Annotated in this window: 17 protein-coding genes; 9 read left to right on the top strand and 8 right to left on the bottom strand. The window is 45.8% G+C overall.

From position 1 onward, the window contains the following. Positions 1 to 304 precede the first annotated feature (304 nt). Genes uhpA through Q0852_RS11525 form a run of 3 tightly spaced genes read left to right on the top strand, consistent with a single transcriptional unit; the run spans position 305 to position 3805 of the window. On the top strand, positions 305 to 913 hold the full coding sequence (uhpA, locus tag Q0852_RS11535; protein ID WP_299018170.1) for a transcriptional regulator UhpA: 609 nt from the start codon (positions 305 to 307) through the stop codon (positions 911 to 913). Continuing rightward, positions 913 to 2424, top strand: a complete 1512-nt coding sequence (gene uhpB, locus Q0852_RS11530) for a signal transduction histidine-protein kinase/phosphatase UhpB (RefSeq protein WP_299018169.1) — start codon at positions 913 to 915, stop codon at positions 2422 to 2424. Before uhpA ends, uhpB begins: the two co-directional genes overlap by 1 nt. 34 nt (positions 2425 to 2458) lie before the next feature. Beyond that, entirely contained in the window at positions 2459 to 3805 is a 1347-nt protein-coding gene (locus tag Q0852_RS11525) for an MFS transporter (protein ID WP_299018168.1), read from the top strand. Here Q0852_RS11525 and Q0852_RS11520 read toward each other — a convergent pair. Then, positions 3787 to 4449 carry a DUF2982 domain-containing protein gene (locus Q0852_RS11520; protein WP_299018167.1) on the bottom strand — a complete coding sequence of 221 codons (663 nt, stop codon included), beginning with the start codon at positions 4447 to 4449 and terminating at the stop codon, positions 3787 to 3789. The genes Q0852_RS11525 and Q0852_RS11520 overlap by 19 nt on opposite strands. Before the next feature lie 492 nt (positions 4450 to 4941). Here Q0852_RS11520 and Q0852_RS11515 point away from each other — a divergent pair, with 492 nt between their 5' ends. Beyond that, positions 4942 to 5349, top strand: coding sequence for a MarR family transcriptional regulator (locus Q0852_RS11515; protein WP_299018166.1), 408 nt, complete (start codon positions 4942 to 4944; stop codon positions 5347 to 5349). 371 nt (positions 5350 to 5720) lie between these two features. Continuing rightward, positions 5721 to 6026: a hypothetical protein gene (locus Q0852_RS11510; protein WP_299018165.1), complete on the top strand. Its 306-nt coding sequence runs from the start codon at positions 5721 to 5723 to the stop codon at positions 6024 to 6026. A 166-nt stretch (positions 6027 to 6192) separates the two neighbouring features. Here the strand turns inward: Q0852_RS11510 and Q0852_RS11505 are convergent, their stop codons facing one another. Next, a complete protein-coding gene (locus tag Q0852_RS11505; protein ID WP_299018164.1) occupies positions 6193 to 7383 on the bottom strand; it encodes an amino acid aminotransferase in 1191 nt (396 codons plus the stop codon). A gap of 547 nt (positions 7384 to 7930) precedes the next feature. On the opposite strand from Q0852_RS11505, the gene Q0852_RS11500 reads away from it, so the two are divergent. Continuing rightward, positions 7931 to 9274, top strand: a complete 1344-nt coding sequence (locus tag Q0852_RS11500) for an MFS transporter (RefSeq protein WP_299018163.1) — start codon at positions 7931 to 7933, stop codon at positions 9272 to 9274. A gap of 135 nt (positions 9275 to 9409) precedes the next feature. On the opposite strand, the gene Q0852_RS11495 is transcribed toward Q0852_RS11500, so the two are convergent. Next, positions 9410 to 9628, bottom strand: a complete 219-nt coding sequence (locus tag Q0852_RS11495) for a VF530 family protein (protein ID WP_265694764.1) — start codon at positions 9626 to 9628, stop codon at positions 9410 to 9412. Between the two features lie 153 nt (positions 9629 to 9781). Here Q0852_RS11495 and Q0852_RS11490 point away from each other — a divergent pair, with 153 nt between their 5' ends. Beyond that, positions 9782 to 10252, top strand: coding sequence for a DUF1456 family protein (locus Q0852_RS11490; protein WP_299018162.1), 471 nt, complete (start codon positions 9782 to 9784; stop codon positions 10250 to 10252). Positions 10253 to 10361: 109 nt separating this feature from the next. Here the strand turns inward: Q0852_RS11490 and Q0852_RS11485 are convergent, their stop codons facing one another. The 5 genes from Q0852_RS11485 to queE form a co-directional block, all read right to left on the bottom strand. Beyond that, positions 10362 to 10940, bottom strand: a complete 579-nt coding sequence (locus Q0852_RS11485) for a hypothetical protein (protein ID WP_299018161.1) — start codon at positions 10938 to 10940, stop codon at positions 10362 to 10364. A 247-nt stretch (positions 10941 to 11187) separates the two neighbouring features. Then, positions 11188 to 12588, bottom strand: a complete 1401-nt coding sequence (gene asnS, locus Q0852_RS11480) for an asparagine--tRNA ligase (protein WP_299018160.1) — start codon at positions 12586 to 12588, stop codon at positions 11188 to 11190. 89 nt (positions 12589 to 12677) lie between these two features. Continuing rightward, positions 12678 to 12845, bottom strand: coding sequence for a hypothetical protein (locus Q0852_RS11475; RefSeq protein WP_299018159.1), 168 nt, complete (start codon positions 12843 to 12845; stop codon positions 12678 to 12680). A 161-nt stretch (positions 12846 to 13006) separates the two neighbouring features. Continuing rightward, positions 13007 to 15799, bottom strand: a complete 2793-nt coding sequence (locus Q0852_RS11470) for a hydrogenase expression protein HypA (RefSeq protein ID WP_299018158.1) — start codon at positions 15797 to 15799, stop codon at positions 13007 to 13009. Between the two features lie 229 nt (positions 15800 to 16028). Then, positions 16029 to 16697 (bottom strand): 7-carboxy-7-deazaguanine synthase QueE, encoded by a 669-nt coding sequence (gene queE, locus Q0852_RS11465; protein ID WP_299018157.1) that lies wholly within the window; start codon positions 16695 to 16697, stop codon positions 16029 to 16031. A 439-nt stretch (positions 16698 to 17136) separates the two neighbouring features. On the opposite strand from queE, the gene Q0852_RS11460 reads away from it, so the two are divergent. Next, entirely contained in the window at positions 17137 to 18351 is a 1215-nt protein-coding gene (locus Q0852_RS11460; RefSeq protein WP_299018156.1) for an ROK family protein, read from the top strand. Positions 18352 to 18561: 210 nt separating this feature from the next. Beyond that, entirely contained in the window at positions 18562 to 18855 is a 294-nt protein-coding gene (locus tag Q0852_RS11455) for a hypothetical protein (protein WP_299018155.1), read from the top strand. Positions 18856 to 18881: the final 26 nt, after the last annotated feature.

The raw sequence follows: 18881 nt of genomic DNA, 5'->3' as shown, positions 1-18881 counted from the left end.
AAGAACCACCCGGCAGGGTGGTTCTTTCTTATCGTACTGATACCAAAGCATTTTGATGTTACATGGGTATATTTGAGGTTACTTGGTTATAAAGCATTAAACCGAAAAGTTATCTGGTTGGGTAGAGATTGTTTTTCGGTTTGGTTCTTTGTCATCCTTATATTTTAACTGGCTGATTTATTTATACTGATAGGGCAGATTATTGCTCCGTTTGGTATTAACGGTAATTAATTTTTCGCTCTTGCCTGATAGGGCATATGGATGTAGTTTATCCCTCTTTTTTACTCTGGCTGGGTATCTCTAGATGATCAAAGTCGTATTGGTTGATGATCACATCATTGTTCGTTCGGGCTTTGCCCAATTGCTGTCTCTTGAAGAAGATATCGAGGTTGTCGGCGAATTCGGCTCGGCACAAGAAGCGCGGCAGGGTATGCCTGGCAGCCAGGCTAATGTTTGTATTCTTGATATCTCAATGCCTGATGAAAGCGGCTTATCTCTGTTGGAAGATTTACCCGAGGGGATTGCTTGTATCATGCTTAGCGTCCATGACTCAGTGGCTATCGTCGAAAAGGCACTGGAATCAGGAGCCCGAGGTTATCTGAGTAAGCGTTGTAGCCCCGATGAGTTGGTTCAGGCTGTGCGAACTGCGGCAACAGGTGGCTGCTACCTGACACCGGATATCGCTCTTAAGTTGGCATCTCCTGATCGCGGAGCAAAGTCTTTGACCCAGCTGACAAAGCGCGAACGTCAGATCGGCGAAATGCTGGCATCAGGAATGGACGTCAAGGCTGTTGCTTCCCAGCTTGGTTTGAGTCCTAAGACCGTGCATGTCCATCGGGCAAATGCCATGGATAAGCTCGGGGTTAAAAATAACGTAGAGCTGGCAAAGTGTTTTGATGCTGAGGCGCTGTAATGCGCCATTATGTTCTGTCCTCGCTATGTAGCTGGTTATTGCTTTCCTGCTGTTGGTTCTGTCTGTGGATCATTGCTTTATATTTTATCCTCGATCCTGAGCTGGCAGTGCTGTTCTTTCCTTTTGCGATGCGTCTTGGTGTTACTCTCCATGCCCCTAAATCATACTGGCCGTCTGTATACGGTGCTGAGTGGTGGTTAATGGTGTCTCTGGCTGTATTGCTTGAACAGCCTCAGTGGCTCTCAGTGATGGTAGCCAGTCTGCTTAGTTTGCCGGTGCTGTGGTTGGCTCATGGCCTTTATTTTGGTTCCCAATGGCGACGGTTATGTGTCATGGGGGCGGTGATCACTATAACGGCATTGATCAATACGCTGGTGGTTGGTTTGTTTACCAGCCATAGTTTGATGGTTTTACTGGTCAGTATTACCGGTGGTTTGATGCTGGTGCCGAGCTGCTATTTGATCTGGAGTTATCTGTTCCAGAAAGCCTGGATCCCGCTAACGGTTAATTTGGTTTCTCGCCCGGTTGAGCTCAGAAGTCGTCATGTTGTGTTTTATGCTGTTTTGTTCATTGTCAGTATTGCAATTCAGCTTGGTTTGCCTGACGAGATGCGCCGTTTTGCTCCTTTCTGCCTGGCCATTCCGATTATTTTGCTCGCTTTCCGTTATGGTTGGCAGGGAGCTTTGCTAGGCACTTTGCTCAATAGTGTGGCGCTGATTGCTGCGCGTACTGGTGGCAGTAATCTTGAAATTACTGACTTATTACTTTCGCTCTCAGCACAAAGTCTGACGGGGATTTTGCTGGGGATGGGAATACAGCGCCAGCGTGAACTCAATGAGAAGCTCCGCCACGAATTATCTCGTAATCATAGCCTTTCTCGCCAACTGGTAAAAGCAGAAGAGTCTGTCCGCCGCGAGGTCGCACGAGAGCTGCATGACGAGATTGGTCAGAACATTACGGCAATCCGGACTCAGGCGACGATTATCCAGCGGGTTGAGAACACGCCGCTGGGCCAAAACTGCGCCTCAATGATCGAATCTTTATCACTGAATATCTATGACACTACCAAGGGGCTGCTGACTCAGTTGCGGCCTAAATCGCTTGATGATTTGGGGCTGGAAGAAGCGCTGCATCAGCTCGTTCGCGAGATGGAGTGTGAAAGCCAGGGAATCGTTACCCATATAATTTGGCAGCAGAGTGAGCAGCAGGTAACCGAGCTGAGCGATACCATGGGGGTAACCCTGTATCGGATCTGTCAGGAAGCGCTGAATAATGTGGTGAAGTACGCTTTCGCATCCGAAGTAACTATTTGTTTTTTCATTCGAGATGAAGTCGAGCTGGTTATCAAAGATAACGGTATCGGTTTTAAGCAGGAGCAAACATTGCAGGGATTTGGTCTGCGTGGAATGCGTGAGCGAGTTCAGGCACTTGGCGGGACTTTTTTGCTTAGCAGCCGTACTGAAAGAGAGGAACAGGGAACGGAGCTCAGTGTAACCCTTCCGGCGCTTTAATGCGTTTATTGACTGACACAAAGAGAATTGATTGATGTTTGGTTATTTGAAATCTCCGCAACCAGCTGTGGCGGTCAGTGAGCCGGAACAGGTAAACGAGCTGTATCGCTACTGGCGCTTCCATATCATGCTGACCATGTATCTGGGCTACGCTGTTTTCTATCTGACTCGCAAGAATTTTAACTACGCAATGCCGGCGATGCTTGCTGATCTTGGATTGGATAAAGCCGATATCGGAATGATGGGGACATTGTTTTACATCACTTACGGTTGCTCCAAGTTTCTTTCCGGGATTATTTCAGATCGCTCGAATCCGCGTTATTTCATGGGGTTCGGGCTGATAGCCACTGGTATCGTTAATATTTTGTTTGGCTTTTCCAGCTCATTGTTGGTGCTGAGCTGCTTGTGGATTTTGAATGCCTGGTTTCAGGGGTGGGGCTGGCCGCCGTGCTCCAAATTGATGACAACCTGGTATTCTCGTTCGGAGCGGGGATTATGGTGGTCGCTGTGGAGTACGGCCCACAATGTCGGTGGGGCGTTAATTCCTTTGCTTGCCGCTTACCTGACGCTCAACTATAGCTGGCGTTATGGCTTTATTGTTCCTGGACTTATTGCCGTCCTGGTCGGCTTTTTTTTGTGCTGGCGGCTGCGAGATAAGCCTGTCACTTTGGGACTGCCGACAGTCGGACGCTGGCGAAGCGATCGGCTTGAGCTGGCACAGGAGTGTGAAGGAATTGGTCTTAGTCACAGTGAAATTCTGAAAAAGTATGTACTCAGTAACAAATACATCTGGCTGCTGGCGTTTAGTTATGTGCTGGTGTACATCGTGCGTACAGCGATTAATGACTGGGGTAACCTATATCTGACTGAGCAGCATGGTTATGGGTTGATCACAGCTAACATCGCATTGTCATTGTTCGAGTTGGGCGGGTTTATTGGTTCGTTGGTGGCAGGTTGGGGGTCAGATAAACTGTTTGGTGGCAACCGTGGCCCGATGAACCTGATTTTCTCGATTGGTATTTTCCTTTCAGTAGCAGCGCTTTGGTTGATGCCAATGACTGGATTTGTTCTCCAGGCCGGCTGTTTCTTCGCTATAGGTTTTTTTGTTTTCGGGCCGCAGATGCTGATTGGGATGGCGGCAGCAGAATGCTCCCATAAAGACTCGACAGGGGCTGCGACAGGTTTTGTCGGCTTGTTTGCTTATATGGGGGCAGCACTAGCGGGTTATCCATTGGCATTGGTGATGGAGCATTACCAGTGGGCCGGTTTCTTTACGGTAATTTCTTCAGCTGCTGCCGTCGTCGGCCTATTGCTGCTGCCGTTTTTGAAGGCACAGGCGACTGAAGGTGTTGTTGCTGTCAATTATGAAGCGGCAAGATAGCGTCGAGCAAGGCCGACAAAATCATTGCTCGGCCGATCGAGCAGGTCTTCTGAAATAAAAAAGTCGTAACCGAGAAACTCACGGTTGTATTTCATCCTGTTAGCCAGCATTGCCAACAGGCCTTTGAGAACTTTACCGTTGCGGGTGACATAGTGGGTATCATCAAACAGCATGTCTTCAATTTCATGCGGAGGATCATCGTTGCGCTTGTAAGCCATGATAAGAAGAATTCGTTGCTCGAGCAGTATCTTGCTGGCAATACGCGGGCAAATTGAATCAAGAAATTCGTCATAATCTTTGAGCCGGATTCCAACCCAGGGAATTGGTTCGCACCACCCCTGATAGCAGATTGCTGCCGTGCCTATTTCAGCGATGTTTTTCCAGCGTGCCAGCCAGCCGCCGTAGGGGCTGTGGAATTGGATATGCATGAAAGTCAGCGTAAATGAAAGGGCTGGCTCCTGGCTCTGCTTGTAGGCGATTAGGAACATTGCCAGCGCCAGAATAAACAATATTGCGATAGCCGCAGCGTTGACTTCAGGGTGGAGATAAACGGTCAGCCCCAGCACGATGAGAGTGATGACGCTAAAAATAAGCTGATATATCCCCGATTTAGCGATAGGGGGTTTGATGTAACGTGTTTCCAAATGGTGGTCCTTATTCTTTACCATATTTCAATTATGGTTGAAGAAAGGTTTTTCCTGCTAAATCGGGTATGTATCTAATTCGGTTCAGGGGAGTGAAGCTGGTATTACAGTGGCAGGTCAATGCGCTAGATAGCCCCAATCTTTTTGTTTGGCGTATAACTGGTTATGAATATTTATGCTTATTCTGGCGGGTTTTTCTGCTGAAGCAGCCATAATTCCTTGTGATTGATGCAGTTAGCCTCTTTATTGTTGATGATTGCAGGAAATTAAACATAAATGTTGAGCTTTACTTTTTGTTAAAAATGAGACCTTGCCGCCCATTTTTGAGTAAAATCATGTTTTGTTGCGGGTTAAATGACCGTTTGCTGGCATTTCTCTAACATCCTTGGTATAACACGCGCTTACTTTTTCCCGCTGGAAATACCAGCTCGAGTTATTGCTTGAGCGGTATATGGTGGTGACTGAAAGTAGTGCAACGGAGTAGGAAATTTAATGAGAATCTCTCACAAACGTAAAGTTCAGCTAAAGCTGCAAAAGCGATTCAAAGCAACTGTAGCAGTAGCAAAACCAGTAGCAGCGAAAAAAGCTGTGAAAAAAGCACCAACTGCAGAAACAGTAAAAGCTGCTCCAGCGGCAAAACCTGTTGAAGAGCAAAAGCCAGTTGAAGCGGCGGCACCTGTTGCGGCTCAAGTGTCTTTAACTCCAAAACAGCAGGCAGTGCTGGATATCGTAGTTAAGAATGCAGAAGGCATTAACCCTAAGGGTATTGGTCTTCAAGCTGGCCAGGAAGACTCAAAGGCAGCTTCTTGGGCAACTGGTGCGCTTAAGAAACTGGCTGAAGAAGGCTTGGTTGAGCGCATCCAATTGGCAGGTAACAAAGTTCTTTATAAAGCACTTTAATGACTGCCAAACCCGTTCCTGTTTTGCAGGAACGGGTGTCCTTTCTTCCCATCCGCTCCCTCACCTTTAATATTTATCGCTTCTCTTAATATTACTCCCTTTAATCGTGCATCTGAGCATTGTTGTTTTATTTTACTTCACTTCACCACTATTATCCCGATTAGCATTACTCTTTCAGGTGACTGATCATAATGAATATCGACATACTCTTAACGGCCAAATGGCTAGTTAGCCATACGGTGTTGTAAGGTAGTTTGTACCTGATTTTATTGGGGTATTTCGTTTACAGCTGTCGATATTCAGGGGCTCTGCTATAACTTACCTATGACAACTTGAGTTTCGCATGGAACCTGAGGCCAGGAGGCATATGTATGACCATGATAAGTGCTAGGGAATTTGCAGACTGGCTCCGCCATCGCTTTGCTGATGAAGAGCAAGGAGTTTGTTTAACACGTGAAGATATAAATCAGCTGACGGGCAGGCAGAGTTTTACGCTGGGATTTGTCCACGATATTCATTACGAGCTAATGCAGCACGGTATGGCTTTTGTTACCGATACCTCCCGAGAAATGTTTTATCTTGTTCCTGTTTCTAAAAAGCCTTGGCGAGAGCAGTTAGAAAACCAGTATGAGAGGGAGCTTTTTTGTAACGTATTACCCCTCGATAAATCTGGCTGAAGAGGTTAGGCAAAATCGAAATTATGAAAAAAACGAGCATGAAGGCAAGCAGGACAATAATGGCAATAAAAATGAGAAATAGCTTGGATTTGGTATAAGAATTAAAAAGGGCGCAGAGTGCGCCCTTTGTGTTGAAAGTGTTTGTATTGACAGTTACTCGCTGTGTTTACAGTACAGCGGCAATGCCTTTGCATAGTGGCTGCATGTTCGCTTTGGTCATGCCTGCCACGCTGATACGGCCTGAGCCGACGATATAGATACCGAATTCTTCTTTCAGGCGGTTTACCTGCTCTTTATTCAGACCAGAGAAAGAGAACATACCATTCTGGCGCTCAATGAAGCTGAAGTCAGCCTCGACACCCAAGTCTTTTAGCGTCTGTACAAACAGGGTACGCATTTCTTGGATACGGTCACGCATATCAGCCACTTCCTGTTCCCATTCTGCACGCAGCTCTGCGTTATTCAGAATTTCTGTCACGATAGCCGCGCCGTGTGCTGGCGGGTTTGAATAGATAACGCGGGCAATAGTTTTCACTTGGCTGAATGCGGTAGTTGCTTGCTCTGCATTTTTTGCTACGAGGGTAAATGCACCGACACGCTCGTTATACAGGCCGAAGTTCTTCGAGAAAGAACTGGCAATAAGCAGTTCTTCACACTGCTCGGCAAAGATACGAAGGCCTTTGGCATCTTCTTCAACACCTTTGGCAAAGCCCTGGTAAGCAAAATCAAACATTGGCAGAAGCTGTTTTTCAACACACAGGTCGGCCAGTTTTTGCCATTGTTTGGCGTCAGGGTCGATACCTGTTGGATTATGACAGCAACCATGCAGCAGAACGATATCACCAGGTGCTGCGTTAGCCAGATCTGCTAAGGCGGCATCGAAGTCTATATCTTTAGTTTCAGCGTCATAGTAAGTGTACTGGGCTGTTTCAAGGCCTGCTGCTGTGAATACACCCATATGGTTGGCCCATGTCGGGTTGCTAATCCATACTTTTACGTCGCCGATCTGGCGTTTGATGAACTCCGCGGTAACTCGCAGAGCACCGGTACCACCTGGTGCTTGTGCTGTTTGTGCGCGTTTGTCTGAAATAATTTGAGAATCTGCACCGAAAAGCAGCTGCTGTACAGCCAAACCGTATTCAGGTGTACCTGGAATACTTAGGTAAGATTTGGTTGTTTCTTTTTCAAGAAGGATCGCTTCTGCTTTTTTCACAGTTGCCAAAACAGGGGTATTACCTGACTCGTCTTTGTAGATACCAACGCCAAGGTTAATTTTTTCCGGACGGGTGTCTTTTTTGAACTCTTCAGTCAGGCCAAGAATGGGATCGGCAGGTGCGGCAGTAATTTTTTCAAACATTGTGGTCATCCATGCTGTTAAATACAAACGGTCATACCTCTATTTATACCTCTTGTCAGCAAACATTGACAACAAAATGCAACAATTTCACTAAAGTTTTTTGCAGAGTGGCTCATAGTTATAGCTTTCACTTAACCTGCTTTGTGTTTGCAGATAAACAATAGCATTTTTCTGCAAGAAATTTACGACAAATGATTGCGCAATTTGCACGTATAAGCGGCATTTGGGCGTTGTTTCTGTTTGAATTTCAATCAAAGGTGTAATTTTACTAGATTTATTCATTAATCAATTAATTGATGTGAAATTGATCACGGATGGTAGGGGTGGGGTTCACATAGGATTACAGTCAGAAGGAAAACGGTCAAATATGATGAAAGTGGTCTGTTTATTGTGTCTAAGGATATAAAAATCCTACTTTAGCGGTCTCTACGCGTTAAACATGCCAAATCATAATCATTTCATCTATCGTCATATTGGGCCGGAAGTTGGAAAATAGCCACGGCAGGCGAAAAAACAGGCTGCGGTGGTGTAGATCGGGGATATCTTAATGGAAAAGCCACGCCTTACGTTTTGGCAAATATGGAATATGAGCTTTGGCTTCATGGGCATTCAATTTGGCTTCGGGCTGCAAAACGCCAACGTTAGCCGAATTTTTGAAACCTTAGGAGCGAGCATCGATCAAATCCCTATCTTATGGATTGCTGCACCGCTTACCGGTTTACTTGTGCAGCCTATCATTGGTTATTTCAGTGACCGAACCTGGACAGTGTTAGGCCGCCGCCGTCCTTATTTTCTCTTTGGTGCGATTGCATCGTCTCTTGCGTTGATCATCATGCCATTCTCGCCATACCTATGGGTTGCAGCTGGGATGCTGTGGGTGCTCGATGCATCAATTAATATTTCAATGGAACCATTCCGTGCTTTGGTTGCAGATAACCTGCCTTCTGAGCAGCGTACTCAGGGCTTTGCAGTACAAACTTTCTTTATCGGTGTTGGTTCGGTAGTTGCTTCTGCAATGCCATACCTGTTAAGTAATGTTTTTGGCGTTGCTAATACTGCGCCGGCTGGCGAGGTTCCACCATCGGTGAAAATTTCGTTTATTAGTGGTGCGGTTGTTTTTATCGGTTCTATTTTGTGGACGGTACTTCGCACCAAGGAATACTCGCCGCAAGAGCTAGCTAAATTCCATAACGAGAAGTTCGAGGAGGAAGAGAAAGCTAACCTGAAGGATATCTTCACCGACATTAAAGCTATGCCAAAGACAATGGTTCAGCTGGCTGTGGTTCAGTTTTTCTCTTGGTTTGCTTTGTTTGCGATGTGGATTTATGCCACTTCAGCTGTAACCTATTATATTTTTGGTACTTCTGATACCAGTTCTGGCTTGTATAACGAAGGTGCTGACTGGGTTGGTCTTTGCTTTGCTGCTTATAATGGCATTTCCGCGCTGGCAGCCTTTGCTTTGCCTTGGTTGGCTCAGCGAACCAGCCGTAAGTTTGTTCACAGCCTGAGCCTTGTGATTGGTGGTGTGAGCCTGGCATCGATTGCCCTGATTGAGAACCCGTCGATGCTGATGCTGAATATGGTAGGTATCGGTTTGGCGTGGGCGAGCATTCTGTGTATGCCGTATGCGATTTTGGCCGGTGCTTTACCGGCGAAGAAAATGGGTTTTTACATGGGCGTGTTCAACTTTTTTATTGTATTGCCTCAGATTTTGGCGGCCGGCATTCTAGGCTTCTTCACCCGCTGGGCATTTGAAGATAATACCATGATGGCGATTGTATTGGGAGGCGTATCAATGATCTTTGCCGGTATGATGGTATGCACAGTAAGAGATGAAGATGAGCCGAACCAAGCCGGCGAGCATCTACCGGATCAACCTGTCTCTGCTTGATTCTAAAATGGTATAAAGAGAAGGCCAGCATTATTAATGCTGGCTTTTTTTAGCTAAATCAGTGGAGAATGGGCGCCATTGAAAGCTATTCTCAAACTCATTGTACCGATAAACAGGTTATAGTGCGTTTACCGCTTAAATAAAGAAGGTATCGAGATACAGCTGTTCAACTTCTTTTCTTGCCCATTCAGTACGGCGGAGAAACTTAAGACTCGACTTCATGCTTGGGTCGTTGTTGAAGCAGCGTATATTGACCAGCCTGCCAAGCTCTTCCCAGCCATAGTGATCAACCAGTTCGCCAAGTAGGGTTTGCAGGGTAATACCGTGCAGCGGGTTTTTAGGTTGCGTATTCATGTCGTCAGTTTCTTCGCGTGATCGGTGAAAGCTGGGCACTATATCAGTTTTAAATCACCGTTTGTAAATTAATAGACGGTTATATCTGGTAAAATAGAGGAAACCCCGCAGCAAGCCATTTGGGCAAGGCTGCATTATTTTTTAGGATACATTGTGCTCAATAACGACATCTTGCGACGTCTTCGCTATACCTTCGATTTCAGCGATTCTACTATGATCAATATTTTCGCTGCAGCGGAACATGAAGTGACACGTGAGCAGATTAGTGATTGGTTGAAAAAAGAAGAAGAACCAGCATTTGAAAAATGCACGGATCGTGAATTAGCTATCTTTTTGAATGGCTTGATCAATGATAAACGTGGCAAAAAAGAAGGGCCACAACCTGAGCCTGAATCTCGCTTGACGAATAACATGATTTTCATGAAGCTACGTATTGCATTGAATTATAAGGCGGAAGACATTCTTGAAATCATGGAGAGTGTTGATTTTAACATGAGTAAACATGAACTCAGCGCATTCTTCAGAAAGCCGGATAATAAGCATTACCGTGAGTGTAAAGATCAGATCCTGCGTAACTTCCTACTCGGTGTCCAACAGAAGTTTCGTCCAGAAGCTGCAGAGTAATACTGAGCTTGAATACATCGATTCTGTGTGATAAGCGAAGGCTACCCAAGGGTAGCCTTTGTTATAGGTGGAACAGTCCGCTTTGCTATAAGTTATACAAACTGAATAGTTAGCTGGCCTGTTCATTCAGTGTGATTTCTCCTTCATGCTGAGTCAGCAGCATTTTTTGGATGTTGAAACCACAAAGCATGAGAATAAGACACCAATTTAAGAAAGGAAGCGTGCTTTTTTCAAGGCTTTCAGAAAATTGAGTTGGCTTCCACTGAAAGGTATCACAAAGGCTTTCGACTGTTATGCCGGTAAAGGTGTTGTTGCCAATAATGCGCTTAAATTCTTTTTCGGAAGGCATTTCAAAAACGCTTTTATTTTTAAACGCTGTTGGCTTGAATGCGCGCATCACTTTCCTGGCATCGACATCAATAGGCTGACCACTATTTTGAATGTTCGGGCGGCCGACGAGGGCTGCGAGAAAACACCAGCAAGGGTAGGGAATATCAGAAATATTCTCAGGTTCACGCTTATAGCGTGACATCCAATCAGAGATTTTTTTCTCTTGTAGGCCAGTTAAACGGGCGAGGGTTGCTGAATCATAACCATACTCTTTTAGCAGGTTGATAATTTCAGCGACTTCAGAAACGAAGGGTTTGGCCCATAGGCTTGCTGGCACTAGGGTAGTTTCTCTGATCATAATAGACTCATATGGTTTAGCGTTGCTGCTTACCGAGGTAAGCGGATAGGCGTAAGCTTATTCTAACCCTGTAACCAAGTCTATTTACGAGAGCCAAACCGGATGAAATGATTATGTATGAAACACTTGGTTTTAGAAAGGCTGATAACAAACAGGACGAGCGCAAGGCTCGTCCTGTGGGAAAGGATACCGTTTATCGAAATAAGCTTATCGATATAGGTTGCCTTTTATCTTGCTGACTTCCGTCTTAGAAGTTAGCAGAACGTGGTGCGCGTGGGAATGGGATCACATCACGGATGTTTGCCATACCAGTTACGTAAGTTACCAGACGCTCGAAGCCTAGGCCGAAACCAGAGTGCGGTACAGAACCGTAACGACGCAGGTCACGGTACCAGCCCATGTGCTCAGGGTCGATACCCATCTCTACCATACGCTTATCTAGTAGTTCCAGACGCTCTTCACGCTGAGAACCACCGATGATTTCACCGATACCCGGTGCCAGAACGTCCATCGCAGCAACAGTTTTGCCATCTTCGTTCATACGCATGTAGAACGCTTTGATGTCTTTCGGGTAGTTTTTAACAACTACAGGTGCTTTGAAGTGTTCTTCAGCAAGGTAACGCTCGTGCTCAGAAGACATATCAATGCCCCACTCAACATCGAACTCAAATTCGCGGCCAGAATCCTTCAGGATCTGGATTGCGTCAGTGTAGTCAACCTGTGCGAAGTCAGAAGAAACAAATTGTTCCAGACGAGTAATTGCATCTTTGTTGATACGCTGAGCAAAGAACTCAAGGTCGTCACGACGCTCTTCAAGAACCGCTTTGAAGACATACTTCAGCATGTCTTCAGCCAGCTTAGCCACATCGTCTAGTTCTGCGAATGCAACTTCAGGCTCAACCATCCAGAATTCTGCAAGATGGCGGCTTGTGTTTGAGTTTTCTGCACGGAAAGTCGGGCCGAATGTGTAAACTTTGCTTAGGGCACAAGCATAAGCTTCAGCATTTAACTGACCAGACACCGTCAGGAAGGTCTCTTTACCGAAGAAGTCTTTATCGAAATCGACTTCGCCTGCTTCAGTCATTGGTGTGTTCACCATATCAAGAGTAGATACACGGAACATTTCACCGGCACCTTCACAGTCAGATGCTGTGATTAGTGGTGCAGACATCCAGAAGAAGCCTTGCTCGTGGTAGAAGCGGTGGATTGCCTGAGACAGGCAGTTACGTACACGTGCTACTGCACCGATTACGTTAGTGCGAGGACGCAGGTGAGCAACTTCACGAAGATACTCGATAGAGTGACGAGTTTTCGCCATTGGGTATGTTTCTGCGTCTTCAACCCAACCAACAACTTTAACGTCAGTTGCTGCCAGTTCGAAGTCCTGACCTTTAGCAGGTGATTCAACAATCTTACCGGTAACCTCAACAGAGCAACCAGTTGTCAGTTTCAGTACTTCTTCCTGGTAATTATTTAACTCATTAGGGACCACGGCCTGAATCGGGTCGAAACAAGAGCCGTCATAAATGGCAAGGAAAGAGATTCCAGCTTTGGAATCGCGACGTGAGCGGATCCAACCGCGAACAGTGACTTCAGTGTCTACTGCAAGCTTTCCGCTTAGTACGTCTGTTACAGGCGCGTAAGTCATGTTTAAATTATTCTCCGTTAAGGCACTTTATATATCTGTGCTTAAAGATACAGTCCGAAAGAGCAATATTACCTGTCTTACGTCAAGCATCAAGCATTGTTATTGCCTGAAAGGGTAAATTGATGAAGTAATTGCTTTAATTGTTCTACCAACTGCTCAAGATTTGCACTAATCTCTCGAGATTGTAGCGCATGGGCAAAAATATCGTCGGCATGACGGGTGATGGTTTCGACTTTTGTCCGGGTGGAATCGGCCATTTTTGCCTGATTGGTGGTTTGCTGCTAAATGTCGGTTTTTCTTACTGCAATAAAGAAAAGCCCGACATTTCGGGCTTTTCTCTAGTGATGTCAATTGGGTGTTTTCTCATTAGTCGCCTTCTCAACAGCGGTCTTCTAAATATCAGTCTAACTATTTGATGTTAGAATGCACAACTTTGACCGTCGTTGAGAATCGTGCCGGCAGGAGGCCCCTGATGTTCCCCATCAGCAGGCGGTTCGGGGTTTCCCGGCGCTTCTGTAGGCACAACATTCGGTACGCTCGATGCGTCAATCAGTGATACCACATCACTCCACATTTCCCCTTCTTCACTGGTAAACAAGAGTGTTTCATCGGCCTCCCAACGCGTTTGGTGGTTAAACGCCTTGATGGCAAAACGCAAGCCGTCTGAATCTGTCATGGTAATCCGCTCATTCATCGAACCATCGGCTGCTTCATAATACAGGGTGCCGTCTTCTTCGAGCCTCCAGAGAATATCGAAGTTAAACCCGCAGCCATCGGAGTCGATGTATTTACCCAGGAAGAAATCACCGGAGAAGTTGTCACTGAGTTTGAGGAAGCGTGAGCTGTCAGCGGCAAATTGGAGTGCTTTGTCATCACTGAGCTCTCCGGTCTGGCCTATCAGTAAGGCCTCGGTAAAGCGGGGGACTCGCTGCTCCCATACGACTTTACAGAGTGTGACTTGCTGCTGGTACTCGCTGAGTGTTCTTTTGGTGATAGGGGTCGTAGTTGCCTGATCCCAACCTGAGTCAAGATCCTGGCAAGCAGCCAGCTGATCTGGCGCATATTCTTTGGCTATCAAGGTAAAGATTAGATTTCCGCTGGTATTGCTGTTTTCTTCTCGGGATGAGTAGGCTTTGATGGCCATAACACCAAGGCTATGATCCATGGCGGTAAGTGCCCAGTAGTCAAAATCATTAGGTTGGGCAGTATTGGGGACTAGCTTTAGGTAACCTTCTTCTGTCAGTGTCCAGGTACGGTTGCCCGATACCTGTTGAGCGTTATTGTAAAGCTCCCAGCTGTTATTGCTGCGAAGAATGATGGTGGTGAAAACACCCTCTTCGGAAATCTGAACTAAATGCTGGTTGATGAGGTTGTTAACCGATTGGTCGGTAAAACGCTCGTCACCGCCGCATTCGGTTACAGCATTCAGGTATTGGCTTTCGTTTGCCTGGGCGGTATTGCCGAAAGCACATCCGCCAAATGGTGGTAGGTTATCTCGGCTGGCAACGGCAAAAATTTGTTGTTTGGCGTTATTGTCAAACCCCGTGAAGTGGAAGACTTCGTTATCGAGCCATGTTTCTCCGATATTCACAAAATCGCGGTCTTCAACAAGAAACAGATGCTGTTGTTCGAATTGATAATTGATGGCAATTTGTTTAATAACATCAGGTACATCAAATCGGAATATGGTTTTACCTGCGAACTGGGTCGGAGCCCAGGCACTAACTTCCTGGACAGCCCAGTTGTTGGCGGCAATATTTACCCAGTAGCGCAAGCCGAACTGGTTATCGTTGATCATCTCGACAATAACGTTGTCCGCAATTCTGAAACCATTGACACCTTCGATGTTAACCGCGATAGAGTCGGACGGAGTCAGAATATCATCCAGCGCGGTATAGAAGGTACCCGGCAAAGCGACGGGTGAAACTCGGCAGGCTGGATTACCGTTTCGGTTATCACAAAGCAGGTATGTTTCATTTTCAGGCCGCCAGGTGAAGTAGAAGCCGAATGCGCCCTCCTGGAAGACTTCATCCTGTGGGAGATAACGAGTGATGAAATGCTCTTTCTTGCCGGAAAGAAAATCGTGCATTCGTTTGTCCGTTAGGGGGTAGAAATTGGCTTCGAGAGTAATTCCGACTTTGTCATCGATATCCAGTGCGGCATCGGTAAGTAGGGTTGTTTCCGGTGTTGATAATTCGACCTTGAGGTAATCAAACAGACCGATCCAACCATTGTTTGTCAGGATTTGGCGTTTCACATCGTCAGATCCAAAAGCGGTACTGCCACTAAGGTAGGTAAAGAACTCCGTGAGTGAAATATCGCTATCGCCGTTTTTATCCCAGCGGTATTCGGTTTTCTTTGTTTCTTGTCCATCATATTCCATTTTGTCGACCAGGATGCTGCTGCCTTCGTTAGAGCTGGAGCTACTGAGCCGCCAGTAACCATCGTTCAGTATTGCGGCGATATCGGCTCGTGCTGCCGTTTGCTCGGTGACAAAACGCTCCATTCGGCCTTTGGTCATACTTTGGACAATGGAAAGGGAAAGCAGGTCACTTAGGCGGATATTGTCGAGGCCGAGTTTGGGTATCAGGGTTACTTCAAAATCATCGGCTATTTCATAGATATCCTGCAGGGCGAAGAAAACTTTGCCGCGCGAAGCACTTTGGACGGCTTCCTCAAAGACGCCCCAGCTTTCATCCAGCTGCACTCGCTGGGTAACGGCGTAATAGGCCAACGTTGATTTCAGGCTGAGGTTAAGCCTCTCATCGGCAAGGGGAACCATGTACAGATTAGTCGGTATTGCTTCGCCGATTGTAAAAGTCGGTGTCGATAATAAGTCGATTAACAGTACAGCATTCAGGCGGGCTTTTGTTCCAGCTTTGATGATATAGAGCCCGTTGCCCTGATTCTCCCAACTGGTGATGTCAATTTGTTCGAGAATCTTCCCTTTGCTGTCTAGCCAAACTGCGGCAAAGTTATTTTCAGTCAGGTTTATTTGGGCTTCGGCATAGGCTTTGCTGATAATCCCGGCAGCGGAAGAATGTTTGGCTGTGGTCAGGTTTGGCGGAGTATCAATGGTAATCCTGAATTCGGTTGAAACCGGGGCTGCCTCACCTTCGGCTGTCGGTGTCTTTTCGTTGCCGCCTCCGCCGCATGCAGTAAGAAACAGGCTGCAGATAGCAATAACACAATATCCCAGATAAGCGCGCATAACTCATTCCCCAAACATATTATGTTTTGGTCAGTATAGGGTTGTGTGTAACTCGGTGTGTTAAAGCCGCGGCGCAATCTCGGAGTTTGAGCAGGGATCTAAAAATTGAGAATAGTTTGCGAATTGAGCATTTTTTTGAGTGGCAGGAAAGCAAAAAAATGAGGGGAGAATGAACCAGCAACAAGGACTGCTGGTTCAACGATATAGGTTTACTTGCGTGGTTGCTTGTTTATGCAATTGCTAGGTATTTGTGAGTCTGGATAGACAAACGCCAGTTGCGTTTTACGCAAGTCTCAATACACAGTTCAGTAGCCCTTGGCTTTTGGCTGATTGGTTGCAGGGCAATGCTGACATTTGATTTCAGAGTGACGCCGTCAAGCAGGCTGTCAAGCTGCTCGATGTCTTTGCTTGTGCCGACAGGGTGTTTGATTTCATCAGCACGTTCAAGAGCTACCGGTAGAACTGCCAGTTTTGCTTTCATGTTGATTTTCGGTGACACGGTGACCCAGGTACCGACAGAGGCTTTGACTTCAGATGTGCCACTGGTTTCGATTTGGCAGCGGAAACCGGCTTCTTCGAGGGCGAGGGTCAGGGGGATAAGATCGTAGATGCAAGGTTCGCCACCGGTGATCACAATATGCCTAGCGGTGTAGCCCTGATCTTTTAGTAGCTGGACAACACCATTAGCATCGAGTTTGGTCCAAAGCGGTGAATCTTCTTTCTTCGCCATGATTTCTTCCAGAGAAGTAAAATCCTGTGGCTCAGCCGTCCAAGTTTGTTTGGTATCGCACCATGCGCAGCCGACAGGGCAAACCTGTAAACGAACAAAAATGGCCGGAACACCAGTAAAAACACCTTCTCCCTGGATGGTTTCAAAGACTTCGTTAATTTTGTACACCGCTAACCTCGTGGCGAATTGAACATAATATTTTGCGATAGCATCTGCCAAATAGCAGCAGAGTATTATGTCAAAACTATCAGCTGTTGTCTTTAAATCTGTTGAGCTTCGAGCTGAATCCGGTTGCGATGATTTCATCATGGTTCATAAAAATTTGGTATTGAAGTGATGGATTTGGTTCGGGGTCATGGTGCTAAATTGCTCAATTTTGTTACATGTTGTTATTAGATAGGGAGTTTTTTTAAATTTCGCATGTAAAAAAATCATGGTCTGAAAGGCGGACTTACGTTGCATTTTGCACAAAAAGTACATTATTCTGGCTATTCCTCGTGATGGGTATCACGTCCTTGAAAGATTCGGCTTCACAATTACTTCGCAAAGTAAAAAAATTCCCCTAGTTACTATTATTAATTCACTAACTTTTGTCGGGAGTAATGGCATGTACGTCGCTCAGCCGGGTCACATCGATCACATTAAAAGAAACAATGCTGGCAACGTCTATAAGCTCATTGACCAGTATGGCCCGATTTCACGCATAGAGCTATCAAAGCGTAGCCTGCTCGCACCTGCCAGCATTACCAAGATCACCCGTGAATTAATTGATGCCCATCTGGTAAAAGAAATGCCTTATCAGGAGTCGACGAGCCGTGGACGTCCTGCCATCGGTTTAGTCCCGGCAAATGAAGGTTGGCAGTTTTTGTCAATGCGCCTGGGACGCGGTTATCTGACTATTGCCTTGCATGAGCTTGGTGGTGATATTTTGGTTGAAGAGCGTCAGGATATAAATGTTGTCGGTCAGGACGATGTGCTCGATAAGCTTCTGACTGAGATTGATGCTTTTTTTGTTCGGCATGTGGATGAACTAGACCGCATTACGGCAATTGCGGTTTCGTTACCAGGGCTGATTAATACCGAGAAAGGTATAATCTTGCAGATGCCTCATTACGATGTTCACAATTTAGAGTTAGGTCCGGCTATTCATAAAGTCACCGGTTTACCTGTCTTCATTGGTAATGATACCCGCTCATGGGCGTTGGCCGAGAAATTGTTTGGTAATTCTCGCGATGTGGCTAACTCTATTTTGGTGTCAATCCACCATGGTGTAGGGGCTGGAATTGTATTGGATAACGTGGTGTTGCAAGGCCGTATCGGGAATATTGGTGAGCTGGGCCATATCCAGATTAAGCCGTATGGTAAGCGTTGTTTCTGTGGTAACCATGGCTGTCTGGAAACGGTCGCAAGTCTGAATGCGATTTTAGAACAGGTTGAGCAGCGCTTGCGTGAGGGACATCCGTCTACACTTCACGGTAAAGTACTGACGATTGAGAAGATCTGTGATGCAGCTGTCGAGGGTGACACACTGGCAAGGCAGGTGATTGTTGAATTAGGACACAACCTTGGCCAGGCAATTGCGATTATGGTCAATCTGTTTAACCCAGAGAAGATTTTGATTGGCGGTGAATTTAATCGCGCCAAGAGTGTTCTTTATCCGGCAATTATGGAATGTATTCGTACCCAGTCGCTACCTGTCTATAACAAGGATTTGGTTATTGACCAAAGTAGTTTTTATACTCAGGCAACAATGCCGGGCGCAGCATTGGTTAAGCAGGCGATGTATGATGGCAATTTGTTGATGAAGTTGATTGAGGGTTAGGCTCTCATGCGTGCAACATAAAAGTGTTGCACGTTTTAATAGTTGCTATTAGAAAGCCAGACAGTATGTTCGGCTTTTTTATTATTGATAGCAATATGAAATAGAAAGAGATTAGTTTGAACCGGACTGGTTTTTTTTATTGATTCATACTGTATTTGCGTTAATAGCTATATATTCATGGAGTGACTTCAAATATTGGTGGATAATTCAGTGAAATTTCAATTCTTTGTTAAACCTAATACCAATCGTCAGGCGTTTACTTTTCTTTGCCCGGAATCGGAGACATTTTTGAATGAGAAGAAGCAATTGCTAGAGCAAGGGTTTCAAGTTGAAGGTGACTATATTTATGCCGAGACAGAAAAAGAAGCGATAGAAAAATTTAAATCAAATTATGTTTATGCATTAGAAGAGTACAATGCTGCTAACCCGATTACAGCCCTTGTTATGTCATTAACAAATTTAGTTATGTCAGTTTTCAAGAGAAATAAGAATTCAAACCAATGAAGTAATGATTAACGCTAAGGCGTGAT

Origin of the sequence: uncultured Photobacterium sp., from assembly GCF_947502415.1 — a bacterium.
Lineage (GTDB): Bacteria > Pseudomonadota > Gammaproteobacteria > Enterobacterales > Vibrionaceae > Photobacterium.
This window is presented reverse-complemented; position numbering and strand designations above follow the sequence as displayed.